We start from the raw sequence: 17,658 nt of genomic DNA on the forward strand, positions 1-17,658 counted from the left end.
CTGCTCCACTCTGCGCGAAAGCCCAGATAAAGCCCAGATAAAGCGAAGTCGGCCAGATCGCTCTGGCCGACGCTCAACTCAGACCAAATTAATAACCCAGACCCTTGCGGCGGTCATACTCGCCCTGCGCATCATCGGCGGGCGTGTAGAGTTTAGACTCGGTGATGATGAATTTTTCCGGCACCGTGCCTGCGCTGAGATAAGCATCCAGCGCTGCAAACGCCGGGCCCGCCATGTTCGGCGTCAACTCAACGGTCGCATTGGCCTCGCCCGCCACGAACGCTTGGAAGATATCCGGCACGCCGTCAATCGACACCACCAGAATATCGCTGCCCGGCTTCAGGCCGGCGTCTTTGATCGCCTGAATCGCCCCAACCGCCATGTCGTCGTTGTGGGCATAAACCGCGCAAATCCCCTTGCCGCCGTCTTCGGCCTTCAGGAAACCTTCCATCACTTCCTTGCCCTTGGCGCGGGTGAAATCGCCGGTTTGGCTGCGGATGATCGACAGATTGGCATGACCCGCCAGCGCATCCTCGAAGCCTTTTTTGCGGTTGATCGCAGGCGACGAGCCGACAGTGCCTTGAAGTTCCACGACTTTACAGTCTTTGTCGGCGACGGTTTTCACCAGCCAATCGCCCGCCACATGACCTTCCTTAACCTGATCCGACGCCACTGAGGTCAGATACAGATCCTGCGGCGCATCAATGCCACGGTCAAGCAGGATGACGGGAATGTTGGCTTCTTTCGCCTCGGTCAGCACTTCTTCCCAGCCGGTTGACACCACCGGAGCCACCAGAATCGCCGCAACGCCCTGCGCTATAAAGCCCCGGATCGCCTTGATCTGGTTCTCTTGTTTCTGCTGCGCATCGGCAAATTTCAGATCAATCCCCAGCTTTTCAGCTTCGGATTTCGTCACCGACGTCTCTGCAGCACGCCAGCCCGATTCCGAGCCGATCTGCGAAAAGCCGATCACTTTGCCCGACAGGTCGGCATAGGCCGCCGAAGACAATAGCGCGCTGACACCCGCGGCCAGCGCGAGTTTTTTGAGTATGGACATGATCCCTCCCTAGGATTTTGTGGCAGGTGTCTTCCCTCACCGGCCTGCGACAAGGCTAGCAAAAGTATTACTATATGTAAAATACGAAGTTTGGGGGTGATTTTGCCGATATTTTGGGCGAATTGCGAAGCTAAGTTGTTGCGAAATCACAGAACCTTGAGTGATCGAGGCACGGGCGCATCCGCAGCATTTTTCAGCTGCAGCGCAGCGATAACCGCAAATGCCATGCCGGTCTCGAGCAAGAGAATCACCGAAAGCAACGAGATTCCATCAGTATGAAAAATGATTTCATTCTGAGACCGTGCTTGGCCGCCTTAAAATTAGAAGCCTCCGGCGGGAGTATTTCGGAAAGAGCAAATCCAAGGGGCTCCCGTTATCAGTTGCTCTTTCGGAAATACTCCCGCGCGGCGCGCTCCATAGCTTTCAGTTGCCCAAACGTTAAAAATCCCTTAACGGCGCGCCATCAAGCCACTGAAATAAAAGATAATAAAAGGTCCCGAGTTGGGACCGCGTTAAACAAAGCTCCGCACTGTCGCCAGAGCCCCGTCCAAAGCGCGGCCCTCCTCATCCATCAACGCCGCCTCCCGCAACCGCCGCGCCCAATCCGCAGCATCGGGACGCGCCGCTACCAAAGCGATGCCATCCAGCACCCGGTCAAACTTGGAAAGCCCGCGCGCATGGGTGTCCGAATAGCCCTTCACCAGCCGCCGACAGCGGATCACCTCAACCGCGAGATCATAATTTACAGGCAAATACCCTAGCGCGACCGCCAGCCACTGTTCAAGATGCGCCACTTCCTGCGCGTGCCGCAGCGACCCCAACCGCCGCAGCTTCATGCCGCCCAGAATATACAGCATCAGATAAGCCCGCAAACTATCCGTCCGCATCCGGCGGCCCTTGTTGAACCAGCGATCCAGACGCGCCATCCAGACCGGGTTGGCCTCAAGTTTCGCCCCCAGTCTCATAGGAAACAACCCGACAATCTCCTCGGCCCGAGGATGCAGAAACTCGGTCAGCTGCACCACATTGCCAGCCTTCGCCCCCATCTCAAGCGCAATCCGCTCTGCCCGCCCCGCACGGGTTTTCAGATCGGCAACCCGGATCACATCATCATAAGCCATTGCGTTGGCTACATATTTCGCTGCCTGCTTTGACAGTTCAAACCGGCTGCTGTCCTGTGCCAGCACAGCCTCCACTCGGGTCAAGTAGCCCGCGCCATAGGCCAGATCCTGAAACTCCACGACTTTACGTAAGCCAAGCACCGCCATCTCGGCCACCGTTTCCGGCATCCGCCGTGCCCGATCCTCCAGCGCAGCCCAAGCCGCCAGCAACTTGGCCGACCCGAGCGGAGCAGCCGCAACAGCCACCTCGACTTTGGGCAAACTCACCGGCCCCTGCGCCGCAGCATACCCCGCCGCGAACGCCCGCAAAGACGCCTCCGCCCCCTTACCGCCGGCCATAATCGCCGCCTCAAACGCGTCACGCGGGAACGGCAGCACCTCTGCCGCCGCCAGCGCGCCAAACAAACTCGCCGAAATCACCGAGCCTTGTGCGATCGCCAAAGCATCAAAATCCGCCGCGATAAACCGACGCGCCGCTATTTCCGCCGCCGCAATCACCTCTTCGGATGAGGCAACGCCATCCCCCGGCACCATCTTTTCCGAAACCGCCAAGGCCCGATGCGTCGAGGTGATCAGGGTGGTGCGATCCGGCGTCACAAAGCCGCGCATGATCGAGCGCCCGGCCTCCATCATTTCCGCCGTCACCATGATATCGACGTCACCTGCCGCAGGCATCAGCGAGAACACCGGGGCGCGCGGCCCAGCGGGAGCCATCTCGACATAGTAAACCGTCGCCCCCGTCCGCTGCGCCACTCCCGCGACCGAAGTGGCCTGACAGACATAGCCATTCGCCCGCGCCACGGCCTCAATCCACCCAGTCAGCACACCGCCGCCCTGCCCGCCGACCGCCAGAAGTGCCAGTTTGATCACGCCGTCCATACCCTTGCCGCCCAAAGGGATCGCCTGATGCAAACTCATGCCGCACCCCCGAACACCAAGCGTTTGGCATCGCGCCGCCGTTGCAGCGCGCCTATTACCCGCGCGCGAAATCCAGCCAAACGCAGTTCAAACCCAGACGGATTATGCACCACATCGGCACGGTAAAAGCTGGGGCAGAGCACCGCCGCATCGGCAACCTCGCCGCAGTTGCCACAGCCGACGCAGGATTGGTCAATCGACGCCACCGGATCATCGCGCAGCGGATCATCCAGCTTTTTCAACGACAAAGACGGGCAACCCGACAGCCGGATACAGGCGTGATCACCGGTGCACACCGCTTCATCAATGCCAAAACGTGGTATATCCACCCGGCGACCTTGCTTGATCGCCGCCGCCCGCAACGGCTTTTCGCGCCGCTGTTTGTTCAACATACATTCGCTTGAGGCCACGATCACCTTCGGCCCCGGCGCATCGGTGGTCAGCGCCTCACGGATGGTATCGCGCATCTTTTTGACGTCATAAGTGTGGTCAATCTGGCGCACCCAATCAATGCCGATGCCGGCCAAAGCCTTGGAAATCGGGTTCTTCGTGGCCTTCGTCGCATTGTCAGCGCGGCTGGACATCACATCCTGCCCGCCCGTCGCCGCCGAGTAGAAATTATCGACCACAATCGCCACGCCGTCGGATTTATTGAACGCCATATTGGTAAACGACGAGCTCAAACCATTGTGCCAAAACCCGCCATCACCGATGATCGCAATCGGACGACGCGCGCCGCCACCATCAAATGCCGCATTGGCCGCAGGGCCAAGACCGTAACCCATCGTCGCCCCGCCAATCTCGAACGGTGGCAGGCTGGCGAACAAATGGCAGCCAATATCGGCGGCAATCTGATGCTTGCCAAGTTCCTTTTCCACCAGCTTCATCGCTGAGAAAATGGGCCGTTCCGGGCAGCCAGTGCAAAAGCCCGGCGGACGGATCGGCACGGTTTTCGACAGATCGGGGATCGCAGGTCGATCAACATTCGGGCTGCGCACCACCGCCGCCAGCATCTCGGGCGCTGCGGTTTTCAGAAACCCCGTCACCGCCTCAAGCATCACCGCTCCGGTGTATTCTCCGGCCAAAGGAAACAGCCCCTTGCCGTGCAGCCTCACCGCCGATTCCGCGCGATAGAGGAAGCTGCCCAGCTGGGTTTCGATAAACTCCGGCTGGCCTTCCTCGATCACCAAGACATGATCCTTGCCTGCACAGAATTCAAGAAACTCATCCGAAATCAACGGGTAAGTCACGTTCAGCACATAGATTGGCACCGCGCTATCGCCGTAAATATCCGCCAAGCCCAGCCGCTGCAACGCCCGGATCAGCCCGTTATACATGCCCCCCTGCACCACAATGCCGAAGTCAGATTTTGGACCGAACACTTCATTCAGCCCGCGCTCGCGGATGAATTTTTCAGCTGCGGGCCAGCGGTTTTTCACCTTATCCTGCTCATGCGCGAACGACATCGGCGGCAAAACCACCCGCGCGAAATCGCTGCGCGGATTTGATAAAGCCTCTTTCACCGTCAGTGTCGGTCGCTGATTGTCGCGGGTTTGAAAGCTGCCAGTGACGTGGCACGACCGTATCCGCACCATCAGCATGACGGGGGTATTGCTGACCTCGGACAGCTCAAACCCGTCCGACACCGCCTGCACAATCGAGGGCAGGTTCGGGCGCGGATCAAGCAGCCAGAACTGCGATTTCATCGCAAAAGCGTGCGTGCGCTCCTGCATAATGCTGGAGCCCTCGCCGTAATCCTCGCCGACAATCACCAAAGCGCCGCCCGTCACGCCCGATGAGGCCAAATTCGCCAGCGCGTCCGAGGCCACATTCACCCCGACCGAGCCCTTGAACGTCACCGCCCCGCGCATCGGATAATGCACCGAGGCCGCCAGCATCGCCGCCGCCGCCGCCTCATTGGCGTTGGCCTCAAACCGCACGCCCAATTCGCCCAACAGCTCCTGCGCATCGGCCAAAACATCCATCAGATGCGAGATCGGCGCGCCCTGATAGCCGCCGACATAGGCGACGCCGTTTTCCAACAGCGCCTTGGTCAGCGCCAAAATCCCCTCGCCGGTGAAGGTTTGCCCCGCACCCAAACGCAGGTCTTCGACTTCGGCCTTGAAAGAACGCTCTGCCATCTAAATCTCGTGCTTTCTGATATTTGTCAGCATTTTCTGCAGGGTAGCGGTGAAAGTCTGGCGTTCAGCCTCGGCAATGCCGCGAAACATCCGCGCCTGCGCTTTCGCCATATGTGGCCAAAGCGTCTCAAACGTGTTGCGCCCGGCCTCGGTTATGAATACCCGCACCGCGCGGCTGTCGGCACTGTCGACCTCACGTCGGATCAGCCCATCGGCCTGCAGCTGGTCCAAACTGCGGCTGAGGGTGGAGGGATCAACCACAGTATAGATCGCAAGCTCGCGGATCAGCGGGCCTTCGATCACCGAAAGTACGGCCAAAGCGCGCATTTTCGGCGTGGAAAGCCCCAGATCGGCCATTTCCTCACGCAAGCTGGCGTTGTAGCGCCCCATGATGCGGTTCATCAGGTAGGGTGCAAAATTGGTTAAGCCAATCTCGCCCAAACGCGGCACTGCGGGGGTTTCATCATTCATGCGCCCAACCTCTTTGCCGCGTTGAAACCCGAGCCACCACCCAAGCCCGGCCCCGGATGGGTCGAGGCCCCAATATGGCTCAACCCGCGCACCTTGCCCGTGCCATTGGTCGAATGTGCGAAAGGTCGCCAGATGAAAAACTGATCTATGCTGCACGCCCCGCCATAGGGATCACCGCCGACAAGATTGCAATTCATCCGTTCCAGATCAGCCGGGGAATAGGCTTTCCGCGCCAGTTTAATCTTGTCGAAACATTTGATATGGCGCGACAAAATAACTTCAATCCTATCCGCAAACGCCTCCCGCGCACCGTCCCAATCCTGCGCTGCAATCTCACCGCCCGCATCGCCCTTGATCGCGCGCGGCGCATCGGGAATCTGCAACCACAAGATCGCTTTGCCCTCGGGGCAGCGGCTTGGGTCCAGTCGATGCGGTTGACCAACGCAGATCGTAGGCGTGGCAGGCAGCATCCCGCGCTCGGCCTCATTGGCGGATTTCGACACCGAATCCACGCCATCCGCCAGATGGATCAGCGCCACATCATCCAAGCCATCCGTTAACCATTCCGGGTGCCGATCCAGTGCATAATGCAACTGGAAGTTGCCACGGCCATGCCGGAACTGCCGCACCGCCGCCTGATCTTCGGGCAGGTTCACATCCAGCAATCGCCCGTAAAGCTGACCCGGCGCGACCGAGGCCAGCACCGAACCGCAAGCAATCGCCTCGCCCGCCGCCAGCCGCACCCCCGTCACCCTACCCGCGCGCGTGGTGATTTTCTCAACCTCCGCGCCGGTACGGATCACCCCGCCCTGCGCCTCAATCAACCGCCGAAACGCCACCGCGGCTTGCCCCGCGCCACCTTTGACAATCGGCGCACCGGCTGCCTGCAGCGCGAAAGCGATCACTTTGCCCATCTGCGCCGAGTAGGTCGACTCTGGCGTGAGCCCGCAATGCAGCACCCAAGGCGCCCACAACGCCTGCACCAGCGGGCTTTGGTAATGGCTCTGCAACCACCCCCGCGCAGGCGTCAGCGCACTGCCCATCCAAGCCGCAAGACCGCGCAAACTGCGCTTTCGCACCTGCCCGAACAGCAGTTTCGCCGTCGCCCAAGACCACAGATTGCCGCCCAAAAGCGCAAACAAAAATGGCGCATCGGCTGTAATGCCGCCGACATCCGCGGCGTGCTGATCACCATCACCTGCCGCCAAGGCATTGAAGGTACTCACGTTCTTCGCCGCATCCATAGTCAAAACCAATGAAGTGCCATCTGGCCGCAACACCGCCGTCGGATGCGGGCTGTGGCAATACTCAAAGCCATGCTGCGCCAGATGCGGCCCCAAAGTAGCACCGGCAGGCGAGGTCATGAACAGCACAAAGGTCGCCGCCATCACGTCATGCTGGAATCCCGGCAGGGTCACTTCCTCGGTGAAAAGACAGCCGCCGATCCGGGTTTCCCGCTCCAACACCAGCACGCGCGCGCCTTTCAGCGCCAGCATACTGGCCGCCACCAGCCCGTTGATGCCCGAGCCGATGATGATGTGGTCGAATTTCCCAAGATCGGCGGCCATTGGTTAACGCGCCACCAGCGCCAAAGCCCGGATCGGCGAGCCGGTGCCGTTCTCAATCTTCAAAGGTGCCGCAATCAGGATAGCACCCTTGGCAGGCAGACGGTCCAGATTGGCCAAGGACGCCAAGCCGTAGCAGTTGTTCTTGTGCAGCAGGTTATGCGCCGGAAACGGCGGCGTCATCCCCCCCGCCTGCCCCGCATCGGTGCCAATACACTGGCTGCCCCAACCGACAATTCCCTTAGAAATCAGATACTCAATGACTTCGGCGGTGGGCCCCGGCGTGTGTGGCCCAGTTTCATTGGCGTTCAGAAAAAGGTTTTCATCATGGCTGCGCTTGTCCCAATCCGACCGCAAAACCACCCATTCGCCCGCGCCAATCGCGCCATGCTTGGCCTCCCAAGCCTTCACATGCTCAATCGTCAGCAGGAAATCCGGGTCAGCATCACAGTCCGCCGCGAAGTCCAAAACGTTAACGGGGGCGACCAGCCGCTGCACCGGCAGCGTGTCGGTGTAACCATCGGCGTAGTCCTTCCCGGTGATCCAATGGTGCGGCGCGTCGAAATGCGTACCGGAATGTTCACCAACTTTCAGCCAGTTCCACGCCCAGAACGGGCCGTCGGCGTCATATTCCGAAATCCGGTGAATCTCGATCGCGGGCGTGTCCTTGGCGAAATCCGGCGGCAGTTTCAGCAGTGGGGTTTTCGGCCCCAAAACCCCGGTGCAATCGACCACTTCCACTCCGCCCGAGGCGAGCATTCCGGCCAGACCGGCCAACACATCAGCTGAACTCATCGCTATCTCCCTGATTGCGGCGGCTGCCCCGCCTTACGGAATAAGACTAGACAGAATTAAATGCATTTGCAAATATCCTTAAGTCAACCGGAGCGAAATATGCACCAAAGCTACGACGCGGTCTTCATCGGTGCGGGCCACAACAGCCTTGCCTCTGCCCTGCATCTGGCGGCTTCCGGCTGGAAAGTCGGCGTGTTTGAACAGGCTGCGGTGGCAGGCGGCGCGGTGAAATCTGGTGCCTATACCCTGCCGGGATTTCAGCATGACTGGGCAGCGATGAACCTGTCGCTGTTTGCCGGATCGCCATTTATGAAGACTTATGGCGCGGAATTGGCGCAACACGGGCTCGAATTTGCGCCTGTTTCCAATCCCTTCGCCTCTGTGTTCCCCGATGGCACATGGTGCGGCGTCTCTACCGATGCCACCGCCACCCGCGCCCGCATTGCAAAGCTATCGCAAGCGGATGCTGCCACTTGGGTGCGGCTGACGGAAGGTTTCGCCGCCGAGGCCCCGCATCTGTTTGGCCTTCTTGGCACGCGGATGAGATTACATGCGCTTGCATATTTCGTGTTCAAAACACTCCGCAGCAAGGGCCTTGGCGGCACGCTGGATATGACGCGTTTCCTGCTGCAATCGCCCCGTCAATGGCTGACGCAAACTTTCGAGTCGCCAAAGGTGCAAGCGATGCTCGGCGCGTGGGGCATGCATCTCGATTTCGCCCCCGACGTCGCGGGCGGCGCGCTGTTTCCCTATCTGGAGGGCATGGCGGGGCAGGCCTTTGGCATGGTTTTGGGCAAGGGTGGCTCGGATACCATCATCCGCGCGCTGGTTGCGGCGATCACCGCGCGCGGCGGGCAGATTGAAACCGAGCAAACCGTCACGCGCGTGCTGCATACCAATGGCAAAGCCAGCGGCATTGTGCTGGAAGATGGCCGTGAAATCACTGCCAGCCGCGCTGTGATCGCCAATGTTGCACCCCGCGCAATGCCGAAACTAACCGGCACAGCCAGCGATTTTGATGCCAAATTGACCACCTTTTCACATGCTCCCGGCACGATGATGCTGCATTTGGCTTTGTCCGACCTACCGGACTGGACAGCGGGTAACGAGTTGAAAGACTACGCTTATGTGCATCTTGCCCCCAGCCTTGATCAGATGGCGCGGACCTATCAGCAGGCCAAAGCGGGCCTGTTGCCCGATGAGCCGATAGTGGTTGTGGGCCAACCCACCAGCGTTGATCCCAGCCGCGCACCTGAGGGAAAACACACGCTTTGGTTGCAAATTCGCATGGCACCGGGCGACATCAAAGGTGACGCAAAGGGCGAAATCGGCGCTACCGACTGGACGCAAGCCGCCGAACCCTTTGCCCAACGCGCGCTGGATATTCTGGAACGCTACGCCCCCGGCACCCGCGCCAAAATCCTTGGCCAGCGCATCGTGCCGCCGACCGAACTCGAATCCGACAACCCCAATCTGGTCGGTGGTGATCAGATTTGCGGCAGCCATCACCTTGCGCAGAACTTCTTGTTCCGTCCCGTGCGCGGCTATGCGGACGGCTCCACCCCGATCCAAAACCTGTACCTGACCGGGGCCGCCGTTTGGCCCGGTGCAGGGCTGGGGGCAGGATCGGGCTATCTTCTTGCCCAAAAACTGACCGGAAAATAACTTCGGCTTCAACCATAACCACAGGGAATTGCTATGAAACTCAACCGTCGTGCGCTTTTACAACTCTCCGCTGCCAGTGTCTCACTTGCCGCCTTCAGCCTGCCGCTTCGCGCACAGGCCATCGAAGAACTGGTGATCGCCTACAACGTCAACCTGCCGGCCTGGGACCCGACCACCGGCCCTTCGGCAGTCAATCCGACGATTCAGGGCATCTATCAATCGGTGTTCGACCAATACATTCTGCAACAGCCCGATCTGAAACCCGCCCCCGGTATTCTGACCGAATGGGGCTGGAATGACGACAAAACCCAAGTCTGGATGACAGTGCGCGAGGGTGTGACCTGGCATGACGGCTCGGCCCTGACCGCCGAGGATGTGGCATGGAGCTTGGCGCGCGTCGCCGATCCCGCCACCGGCAGCCCGATCCAATTCGTCTGGGGCACGCTGAAAAACCACCGCGTTGAGGGCAACAAAGTCTTGGCCGATGTCGCGCAATTCGACCCCACCATCTTCAAATGGATGTATTTTCTGACCGGATACGTGCTGCCGAAAGCCTATTACGAAAAGGTCGGCGCCAAGGGTTTTGAAGCCGCCCCCATCGGTTCCGGCCCCTATATGGTGGAGAAATTTGAGCGCGACGCCTTCGTTCGCCTGAAAGCCAACGCCAGTTATTGGGGCGGCAAGCCCGAATTTGAAACCGTCACCATCAAATTCGTCACCGACGCCGCTGCCCGCGTGGCCGAGGTCGAATCCGGCAATTCCCATGTCACGCTGGAAGTCCCCTACGAGGAATACGACCGCCTGAAAGCCATGCTGACCGGAACCGCGATGCCGATTTCCGACATTGGGATGATTTTTCTGAATGATATCGACGTGATGCTTGACCCCAATGTGCGCAAGGCCGCAGCCCATGCCATCGACAAACAGACCATCATCGACCGTCTGCTCAAAGGCTATGGCGTGGCGATTGATACACTGGAAACCCCGCAATATGACGCCTATGACGCCAGCATCAGGGTGCCCTATGATCCTGATCTGGCGGTGAAATTGTTGGCCAACTCGGGTTATTCCATTGATAATCCAGTGAAATTCAAAATCCAGACCACCAAGGGTTTTAAGCCCAAAGACTACGAGATGATCCAAGCCATCGTCGGGTTGTGGCGCAAGGTTGGCATCGAAGCCGAAATTGAGATCTACGAAATCGCCAAACATTACGAACTCCGCGCCGCCGACCAACTCGCCCCCGCCGCTTTCTACAACTGGGGCAATTCGGTGGGCGATCCGACCACGTCGACGGGTTTTGCGATGTTCGGCCCCTCGCCCCATTCGGTGTGGGATGGCAAGGATCTGATCGACATGATCGGGCCTTTGTGGGGTGAAAAGGACGAGGCCAAGCGCATCGACGGCTGGAAAAAGGTCGATGCTTTCATCGCCGAAAACGCCTTGGTGATCCCGCTGTTGCAATATGTGCAGCCGATTCTGTCGGCGATGGGCGTAGTGGTGACGCCGCATGCCTCGGGTGCGTTGTTGCCCTATCTGATGAAGCGCGCGTAGCTGATTTCGCTTAACTTTGTTGCCAACGGCTGGGGGACTTCGCGTCCCCCAGTCCCCCTAGGCGATCGTTCTGCCCCGCAAAAAAGCAGTCGAAACCGTTTGATCCCAGCATCGCCCACCAAGGAAGCCCCCCGCCTATGCAATTCCTTCAATCGGTGCTTCTGCGATTATGCACCACCTTGATCACGCTGGCAGGCGTGGCGGTGATCGTGTTTTTCGTCATCCGCGTGGTGCCGGGCAACCCGATCGCCATGATGCTGCCGCCCGGCGCAACCGAGGCTGATGTCGCCCGGCTGACAGCGCTGTACGGGCTTGATAAATCCATCCCGCAGCAGTTTTTGATCTGGGTTTCCGGCGTAGTGCAGGGCAATTTCGGCACCTCGATCACCACCAAACAACCGGTTTTGCAACTGGTGCTCAGCCGCCTGCCCGCCACGCTAGAACTGTCAGTGATGGCGTTGATCATCGCCATTGTCATCGGCGGCTTCATGGCGCTGACGGGCACCCGTTTGCGCGGCAGCAAGACCGAAGCCGCGATTGATGTGACCAACGGTATGGCGCTGTCGATCCCGGATTTCCTCTGGGGGCTGATCCTGATCCTTGCCTTCGGCGTGTTGATCCCGATCTTCCACATCTCGGGCCGCATCACACCCTCACTCCCGCTGCCGTTCACCACGAATTTCTACCTGACCGAATCCCTGCTGCGCCTGCGCTTTGATCTTTGGCTGGATATCGCCGCCCATATGTTCATGCCGGCCCTTGCCCTTGCTGTTCCCCTCGCGGCCATCATCGGCCAACTTCTTAAACAATCCCTTAAGGAAACCATGCATCTGGATTACGTCACGCTTGCGCGCACCAAGGGTTATTCGGAAACCCATGTCATCCTGCGCGAGGCTTTGCCGAATGCCATTCTGCCGACCCTGACTTTGGTGGGCGTGCAGTTTACCTTCCTGATCGGCGGCACCGTGATCATCGAACGGCTGTTTTCCTACGAGGGCTTGGGCAATATGGCGATTGATGCGGTGATCAACCGCGACCTGCCACTGATCCAAGGCATCGTCATCCTGTTCGCGGTGATCTTCACCGGCGTTAACCTGTTGGTGGACCTGACTTATGCCGCTTTGAACCCAAGGTTGCGCCATGCTTGACGGACGCAGCGCGATCAGGCGCAAATTACCCATGCGGCTGGTCTTATCGGCCACTTGGCTGATCCTGCTGACGCTTGCCGCCGTGTTTGCGCCACTGATCGCGCCAAAAGACCCGCTCGCGCAAGACTTGTTCCTAGGTCAGTTGCCGCCGTTCTGGGTGCAGGGGCACGAGCCCGGCTATCTGCTCGGCACCGATTCCCTGGGCCGCGATGTGCTCAGCCGCATCCTTTATGGCGCGCGATTGGCGCTGACCGTGGCCCTGATCGCGGGCAGCATCACCTGCATCATCGGCGCCACCATGGGCCTGCTCGCCGGATTTCTGCGCGGTTGGGTCGATATCCTGATCAGCCGCGCGATTGATATCTGGATGGCCTTCCCCCCCGTGCTGTTCTCGATCCTGCTGATCGCCGTGCTTGGCCCCAGCTTGTCGTCAATCATCATCGCCATCGTGGTGATCGACTGGACCCGTTTTGCCCGCGTGATCCGGGCCGAGGCGATGAACCAAGGGGCGATGGATTACGTCGCCTCGGCGCAAGTCGCAGGCCGCACCCGGCTGTCGACCATGCTGACCGAAATTCTGCCCAACGTCCTGCCCACCATCGTCGTGCTTCTCACCCTAGAAATGGGGATTTCCATCATCGTCGAAGCCATCCTGTCTTTCGTTAACCTCTCCATCTCCACAGATGATCCGACTTGGGGCGGTATGATCGCCGAGGGTCGCGCCTCAATCCACCAAGCCTGGTGGGTGCTGGTGTTCCCATTGATCACGCTGTTCCTCACCGTTTTAAGCTTCTCGCAACTGGGCGAAGGCTTGAAAGACCGCTTCGATCCGGTGCTGCGATGAGCTATCTGTCGATCCGCAATCTGTCGGCCCATCTGAAAGGTCGGCCTGATCAAATCCTGCGCCGGGTGTCGCTGGAGGTCGCCGCTGGCGAGGTGCGCGGTCTGGTCGGCGAATCCGGTGCAGGCAAGTCTATGATCGGCAAAGCTATTCTGGGCACCTTGCCGCAATCGGTTGAGATCACGGGTGGCCAGATCATCCTCGACGGCACCGATCTGCTCACGCTGCCAGCTGCACAGCGCCGCAGTTTGATCGGGGCTACATGCGCGCTGATCCCGCAAGACCCGCTGACGGCGCTGAACCCCTCGCGCCGGATTGGCCCCCAGATCACCAACCGTCTGGTCGATATCCTGCATTGGAGCCGCGCTGATGCCGAAAAGCGCGCCCGTGACCTTTTGGCCGAGGTGCAAATCCCCGACCCCGAGCGGGTGATGCGCAGCTATCCGCACGAACTTTCCGGGGGTATGCGCCAGCGCATCCTGATCGCATCGGCCTTTGCAGCCGAACCAAAATTGATCATCGCGGATGAGCCGACCACGGCGCTGGATGTCACCGTGCAAAAGCAAATCCTGAAGCTGATCGCGGCGATGCAGGCCCGCCACGGCACGGCTTTGCTGTTTGTCACCCACGATCTGGGTGTGGTCTCCAAAGTCTGCCAAACCCTGTCGGTGCTTTATGCGGGCTATGTGCTGGAAGACAGCACGATCCCTGACTTTTTCCATGCCCCCAAACACTCCTATTCCCGCGCCCTGCTGGCAGCTACACCGAAATACACCGACCCCAACGGCAGTCTGACTCCGGTGTCCGATGCCGTGATCGCAGCCACCCGCGCCGAAGTCGAAGCGAGCGATCGGAGCGCGCATGTCTGAATCCTACGACGCAAAGCTTTACCAAATTGATAACTTGCGGCTGTCTTTGGCCGATATGACGCAAAAGCCGCTGATTGGGGCGGCCCCCCGGTTGGAAATTCTCAAGGGACTGACTTTCAGCATCCCAAAAGGCGAAATACTTGGCATCGTTGGCGGTTCAGGTTCCGGCAAATCCACCTTGGGCCGCGCCTTGCTGCGCCTGCTGGAGCCCTCGGGCGGCACAATAAAATTCGACGGCCAAGACATCACCCACCTCACCGAACGTGACTTACGCCCGCTGCGCCGCCGTTTTCAGATGATTTTCCAAGACCCGATGAGCAGCCTCAATCCGCGCCATCGTATCGGCCAAATCATCGCCGCCCCGCTGTCTTTGCACGGCCTGAGCAACCCGAAACTCCGCGCGCTGGAAGCGCTTGACCACGTCGGCCTGCCGCGCAGTTTCGCTTCCCGCTACCCGCATGAACTCTCGGGTGGTCAGCGCCAACGCATCGGCATCGCCCGCGCTATTGCTTTGAAACCCGAGTTCATTCTCGCCGACGAGATCGTCTCGGGCCTTGATGTATCCTCCCAAGCACAAATCCTCAACCTGCTGGAATCCTTGGTGAAAGATCTTGGTCTGACGCTGGCTTTCATCAGCCACGACCTGAGCGTGATCCGCCGCCTCTGTACCCGCATCATCGTGCTGCACCAAGGTCAGATCGTGGAAAACGCCGCCACCGCAGACCTCTTTGCCAATCCGCAAGCCGCCTATACCCGCGAATTGCTGGAGGCTATTCCGCTGCCCGATCCCAATCAAGTCTGGGTCTAATCCATTTCATCTTGGCAAAAATACTCTCGCCGGAGGCGCCTCGGGGGCGCCCAGCTCAGGTCTCAACTCTCAAACCGCGGCAAATCCACCACGCCTTTTTTCAGGATAAAGCAGCCATAGGGCCCCGGATCAGAAGTGCGAATGATGGCAAACGCGCGCCCGGCGGCTTCGTAAAACGCGAAGCGCTCCAAAGCCTGCATTGGCACGGCCCGGTCTTCGGCCCTGTCAATCACGCCCTGCACCAGACCGAACACTGGCATATCCCCATCGGGATCGCCCACCACCTGCATCCGCGCAACTGGCGCATTCACAAATGTGTCCAGCGGCATCAAGGTTAATATCGCGGCGATCCCGGTGGGAATATCACAGCCGACCATATCGACCACACGGCCATGCGTGGTTTTCGCGGCAATCGTCGCCGCCGGGTGGTTCACATCGCAAATCACCAGCGCGTCGCCGTGCCCCATCAGCATCAGCACATGCACCATTTCCGCCGACAGGTGCCGGTCAATCCCCTTCAGCATCTATTTGATCGCCCCCTACTTGATCGCACCGGCCGCCATGCCTTTGATGATATAGCGTTCCAGCACCACACCGATCACGATCAGCGGTAGGATCGCCGCCCAGGACAGTGCCGCCATCGACCACCATGAAATGCCTTGCGAGCCGGTTTGCGAGGCCACCATCACCGGCAAAGTGTTGGCATGGGTCGAGGTCAGCAGGGCCGCGAAGAAATACTCATTCCACGTCAGCACCAGCGACAGAATGAACGCCGCCACCATCCCCGGCAGCGCAATCGGCAGAATGATGGTGATGAACGCACCCCAGATCGACAAGCCATCGACCAAAGCCGCCTCCTCTAATTCAGTCGGAATCGAGGAAAACTGATCGCGCATGATCCAGATTACGATCGGCAATACCGATAAAGTATACAGCAAAATCAAGCCAATACGGGTATCGAGCAGCGCCAGCTCCTTATACAGCACCAGCATCGGCAAAGCCAAAACCACCGGCGGCAGGATCAGTTGCGACAGGAAGAAAAACGAAATGTCGCTGTTGCCCATCCAGAGGAATTTATAGTTGAACCGGCTCAGCCCATAAGCCGCCAGCGAGCCCAGCATCACCGCCAGAACCGAGGAAGTCACCGAAGTGATCGCCGAATTGGTGAAGCGCTTCATAAATTCGTCGCGCACCGTGCTGTCGGCGCCAATCGTATCGGGCGACAGGCCCAAAGACTTCCAGCCCAGCCATTTGGGCGTGAAATCCAGCCACGGGATCAGATTGCCCTTCATCACGTCAGGGGCCATTTTGAAGCTGGTGGTCAGCGTCCAATAGATTGGAAACAAACAGATAAAGGCCCACAGGATCAGCAGGCCATAGACGAAAAGTCGCCCCGTAAACCATTTCGGGCGAAAGCTGCGATCAGCGGCGGAATCCCTGAAAATCTGTCCGCTCATGTTGGCTTCACTCATGTTCTGGGCCTCGCAAACCGATCCGCAAGTTTCATCAAGATCGTCATCACAATGATGATCAGCACCAAATAGAACATTGCCAAAAGCGTGCCATAACCGACATTCGATCTATCCCGATACTCGCGGAAAATGAACGAAGTCACCGTGTCAGTCGCCCCGCCCGGCCCACCTGATGTCACAGCGATCACGATATCCGCCAGTTTCAGCTTGAAGATAATGCGGATCAAAATCGCGGTGATCGACACTGGCAGCATCATCGGGAAGGTTACTTCCCAAAACGCCCGCCAGCCGTTCGCGCCATCAACCTTGGCGGCCTCGTTCAATTCCTTCGGGATCGCCTGCAAACCCGCCAAAATCATGATCATCATAAACGGAATGAAGGTCCAGGCGTCCATCAGCATGATCGTGGCTTTCGCCACTCCCGGCGTGCCGAAGAATGAAGGCGTCTCCCATCCCAACGCCTTCGCCAGCCGCGCCACCGGGCCAAAGCGCGCCTCCAGCATCGACTTGCCGATCATCCAGCTGACCGCGACGGGTGACAGCATCAGAGGCAGCAGAAACGCCACCCGGAAGAACTTCCGCGCTTTGATTTCGGCGTTCAAGGCCAAAGCCAGCCCGAAGGCAATGGTATATTCCACAAGGATCGCAAGCACATACCAGACCATGTTCAGAAGCGCATTCCAGTAGAACGGGTCCGCCCACATCTGCCGCACATTGGTCAATCCGTTGAAATGTCGCCCGTTCGGGCTGGACAGGTTCCAATCCGAAAACGCGATCACCAAACCAAACAGCAGCGGGAAAACGGTTAATGAAATCACAAACAGCGCCGCAGGCAGCACGAACAAGGTGCGCTTGCCATGCTCGCCATGCAGCAAAACCTGCCCCCAGCTGAGACAAATCGCCCAGAGGATATAGGCATAGAGCGTTGGCCGCCAACTGGTCAGGCCAAAGTCATGCAGACCCTGCACCTGCATCAGTTGCGCCAAAGCCACCAGCGCCATCAGCAAAGCAGAGCCCCAGATGATCGCTGTGCCCAGCGCGCGGCGCTGATCCGAGATATTGTCATTGCTGACAACGTGTAAAAGATCGCCTGAACTGCTCAAAATCTCGCCCCGCTTGGGAAAAACAAGCTGCCCGTAAAGGCAGCCTGCTTCAATTTTGACAAGCCGCGATTGAGATCACGCCCAGCCGTTTCATTCTGCACCGTAATTCTAACTGACAGGTTAAGAGCCT

15 protein-coding genes are annotated in these 17,658 nt (G+C 59.1%); 6 read left to right on the forward strand and 9 right to left on the reverse strand.

What is annotated here, in order from left to right; genetic code table 11:
* Nucleotides 1–88: 88 nt before the first annotated feature.
* From ytfQ to ACP7AP_RS01015, 6 genes are all read right to left on the reverse strand, one after another.
* On the reverse strand, nucleotides 89–1,057 hold the full coding sequence (gene ytfQ, locus ACP7AP_RS00990; protein ID WP_426031312.1) for a galactofuranose ABC transporter, galactofuranose-binding protein YtfQ: 969 nt from the start codon (nucleotides 1,055–1,057) through the stop codon (nucleotides 89–91).
* Between the two features lie 512 nt (nucleotides 1,058–1,569).
* The gene (locus tag ACP7AP_RS00995) at nucleotides 1,570–3,096 is read right to left on the reverse strand and encodes an indolepyruvate oxidoreductase subunit beta family protein (RefSeq protein ID WP_426031314.1); all 1,527 of its coding nucleotides are present in this window, start codon (nucleotides 3,094–3,096) and stop codon (nucleotides 1,570–1,572) included.
* Nucleotides 3,093–5,237: a thiamine pyrophosphate-dependent enzyme gene (locus ACP7AP_RS01000; RefSeq protein WP_426031316.1), complete on the reverse strand. Its 2,145-nt coding sequence runs from the start codon at nucleotides 5,235–5,237 to the stop codon at nucleotides 3,093–3,095. The genes ACP7AP_RS00995 and ACP7AP_RS01000 overlap by 4 nt, the downstream gene beginning before the upstream one ends.
* On the reverse strand, nucleotides 5,238–5,708 hold the full coding sequence (locus ACP7AP_RS01005; protein WP_426031318.1) for a MarR family winged helix-turn-helix transcriptional regulator: 471 nt from the start codon (nucleotides 5,706–5,708) through the stop codon (nucleotides 5,238–5,240).
* Nucleotides 5,705–7,276: a phytoene desaturase family protein gene (locus ACP7AP_RS01010; protein ID WP_426031320.1), complete on the reverse strand. Its 1,572-nt coding sequence runs from the start codon at nucleotides 7,274–7,276 to the stop codon at nucleotides 5,705–5,707. The genes ACP7AP_RS01005 and ACP7AP_RS01010 overlap by 4 nt, the downstream gene beginning before the upstream one ends.
* 3 nt (nucleotides 7,277–7,279) lie before the next feature.
* Complete coding sequence (locus ACP7AP_RS01015; RefSeq protein ID WP_426031322.1) at nucleotides 7,280–8,068, reverse strand: cyclase family protein; 789 nt, start codon at nucleotides 8,066–8,068, stop codon at nucleotides 7,280–7,282.
* A gap of 99 nt (nucleotides 8,069–8,167) precedes the next feature.
* Here ACP7AP_RS01015 and ACP7AP_RS01020 point away from each other — a divergent pair, with 99 nt between their 5' ends.
* The 6 genes from ACP7AP_RS01020 to ACP7AP_RS01045 all read left to right on the forward strand — a co-directional run bounded on the left by ACP7AP_RS01020 (nucleotide 8,168) and on the right by ACP7AP_RS01045 (nucleotide 14,953).
* Nucleotides 8,168–9,733, forward strand: a complete 1,566-nt coding sequence (locus ACP7AP_RS01020; RefSeq protein ID WP_426031324.1) for a phytoene desaturase family protein — start codon at nucleotides 8,168–8,170, stop codon at nucleotides 9,731–9,733.
* Nucleotides 9,734–9,766: 33 nt separating this feature from the next.
* Entirely contained in the window at nucleotides 9,767–11,287 is a 1,521-nt protein-coding gene (locus tag ACP7AP_RS01025; RefSeq protein ID WP_426031326.1) for an ABC transporter substrate-binding protein, read from the forward strand.
* 137 nt (nucleotides 11,288–11,424) lie between these two features.
* Nucleotides 11,425–12,435, forward strand: coding sequence for an ABC transporter permease (locus ACP7AP_RS01030; RefSeq protein WP_426031328.1), 1,011 nt, complete (start codon nucleotides 11,425–11,427; stop codon nucleotides 12,433–12,435).
* A gap of 31 nt (nucleotides 12,436–12,466) precedes the next feature.
* Nucleotides 12,467–13,279 (forward strand): ABC transporter permease, encoded by an 813-nt coding sequence (locus tag ACP7AP_RS01035; RefSeq protein ID WP_426031330.1) that lies wholly within the window; start codon nucleotides 12,467–12,469, stop codon nucleotides 13,277–13,279.
* Nucleotides 13,276–14,145, forward strand: a complete 870-nt coding sequence (locus tag ACP7AP_RS01040) for an ABC transporter ATP-binding protein (protein ID WP_426031332.1) — start codon at nucleotides 13,276–13,278, stop codon at nucleotides 14,143–14,145. Before ACP7AP_RS01035 ends, ACP7AP_RS01040 begins: the two co-directional genes overlap by 4 nt.
* The gene (locus ACP7AP_RS01045; RefSeq protein ID WP_426031334.1) at nucleotides 14,138–14,953 is read left to right on the forward strand and encodes an ATP-binding cassette domain-containing protein; all 816 of its coding nucleotides are present in this window, start codon (nucleotides 14,138–14,140) and stop codon (nucleotides 14,951–14,953) included. Before ACP7AP_RS01040 ends, ACP7AP_RS01045 begins: the two co-directional genes overlap by 8 nt.
* Before the next feature lie 62 nt (nucleotides 14,954–15,015).
* On the opposite strand, the gene ACP7AP_RS01050 is transcribed toward ACP7AP_RS01045, so the two are convergent.
* From ACP7AP_RS01050 to ACP7AP_RS01060, 3 genes are read right to left on the reverse strand one after another with little or no spacing between them, the layout of a single operon-like run.
* A complete protein-coding gene (locus ACP7AP_RS01050; protein ID WP_426031336.1) occupies nucleotides 15,016–15,477 on the reverse strand; it encodes an RbsD/FucU family protein in 462 nt (153 codons plus the stop codon).
* Between the two features lie 15 nt (nucleotides 15,478–15,492).
* Entirely contained in the window at nucleotides 15,493–16,425 is a 933-nt protein-coding gene (locus ACP7AP_RS01055) for a carbohydrate ABC transporter permease (protein ID WP_426031338.1), read from the reverse strand.
* Nucleotides 16,422–17,528: a carbohydrate ABC transporter permease gene (locus ACP7AP_RS01060; protein WP_426031340.1), complete on the reverse strand. Its 1,107-nt coding sequence runs from the start codon at nucleotides 17,526–17,528 to the stop codon at nucleotides 16,422–16,424. The genes ACP7AP_RS01055 and ACP7AP_RS01060 overlap by 4 nt, the downstream gene beginning before the upstream one ends.
* Between the last annotated feature and the right edge of the window lie 130 nt (nucleotides 17,529–17,658).

Origin of the sequence: Cypionkella sp. TWP1-2-1b2 (assembly GCF_049896245.1) — a bacterium.
In the GTDB taxonomy this organism is placed as follows: domain Bacteria; phylum Pseudomonadota; class Alphaproteobacteria; order Rhodobacterales; family Rhodobacteraceae; genus Cypionkella.

Bases quoted from the DNA above. Each gene is read 5' to 3' on its own strand.
- ACP7AP_RS01030 (WP_426031328.1), top strand. From the start codon at position 11,425: ATGCAATTCCTTCAATCGGTGCTTCTGCGATTATGCACCACCTTGATC.
- ACP7AP_RS01035 (WP_426031330.1), top strand. From the start codon at position 12,467: ATGCGGCTGGTCTTATCGGCCACTTGGCTGATCCTGCTGACGCTTGCC.
- ACP7AP_RS01020 (WP_426031324.1), top strand. From the start codon at position 8,168: ATGCACCAAAGCTACGACGCGGTCTTCATCGGTGCGGGCCACAACAGC.
- ytfQ (WP_426031312.1), bottom strand. From the start codon at position 1,057: ATGTCCATACTCAAAAAACTCGCGCTGGCCGCGGGTGTCAGCGCGCTA.
- ACP7AP_RS01005 (WP_426031318.1), bottom strand. From the start codon at position 5,708: ATGAATGATGAAACCCCCGCAGTGCCGCGTTTGGGCGAGATTGGCTTA.
- ACP7AP_RS00995 (WP_426031314.1), bottom strand. From the start codon at position 3,096: ATGAGTTTGCATCAGGCGATCCCTTTGGGCGGCAAGGGTATGGACGGC.
- ACP7AP_RS01000 (WP_426031316.1), bottom strand. From the start codon at position 5,237: ATGGCAGAGCGTTCTTTCAAGGCCGAAGTCGAAGACCTGCGTTTGGGT.
- ACP7AP_RS01055 (WP_426031338.1), bottom strand. From the start codon at position 16,425: ATGAGTGAAGCCAACATGAGCGGACAGATTTTCAGGGATTCCGCCGCT.
- ACP7AP_RS01040 (WP_426031332.1), top strand. From the start codon at position 13,276: ATGAGCTATCTGTCGATCCGCAATCTGTCGGCCCATCTGAAAGGTCGG.
- ACP7AP_RS01045 (WP_426031334.1), top strand. From the start codon at position 14,138: ATGTCTGAATCCTACGACGCAAAGCTTTACCAAATTGATAACTTGCGG.
- ACP7AP_RS01050 (WP_426031336.1), bottom strand. From the start codon at position 15,477: ATGCTGAAGGGGATTGACCGGCACCTGTCGGCGGAAATGGTGCATGTG.
- ACP7AP_RS01010 (WP_426031320.1), bottom strand. From the start codon at position 7,276: ATGGCCGCCGATCTTGGGAAATTCGACCACATCATCATCGGCTCGGGC.
- ACP7AP_RS01025 (WP_426031326.1), top strand. From the start codon at position 9,767: ATGAAACTCAACCGTCGTGCGCTTTTACAACTCTCCGCTGCCAGTGTC.
- ACP7AP_RS01015 (WP_426031322.1), bottom strand. From the start codon at position 8,068: ATGAGTTCAGCTGATGTGTTGGCCGGTCTGGCCGGAATGCTCGCCTCG.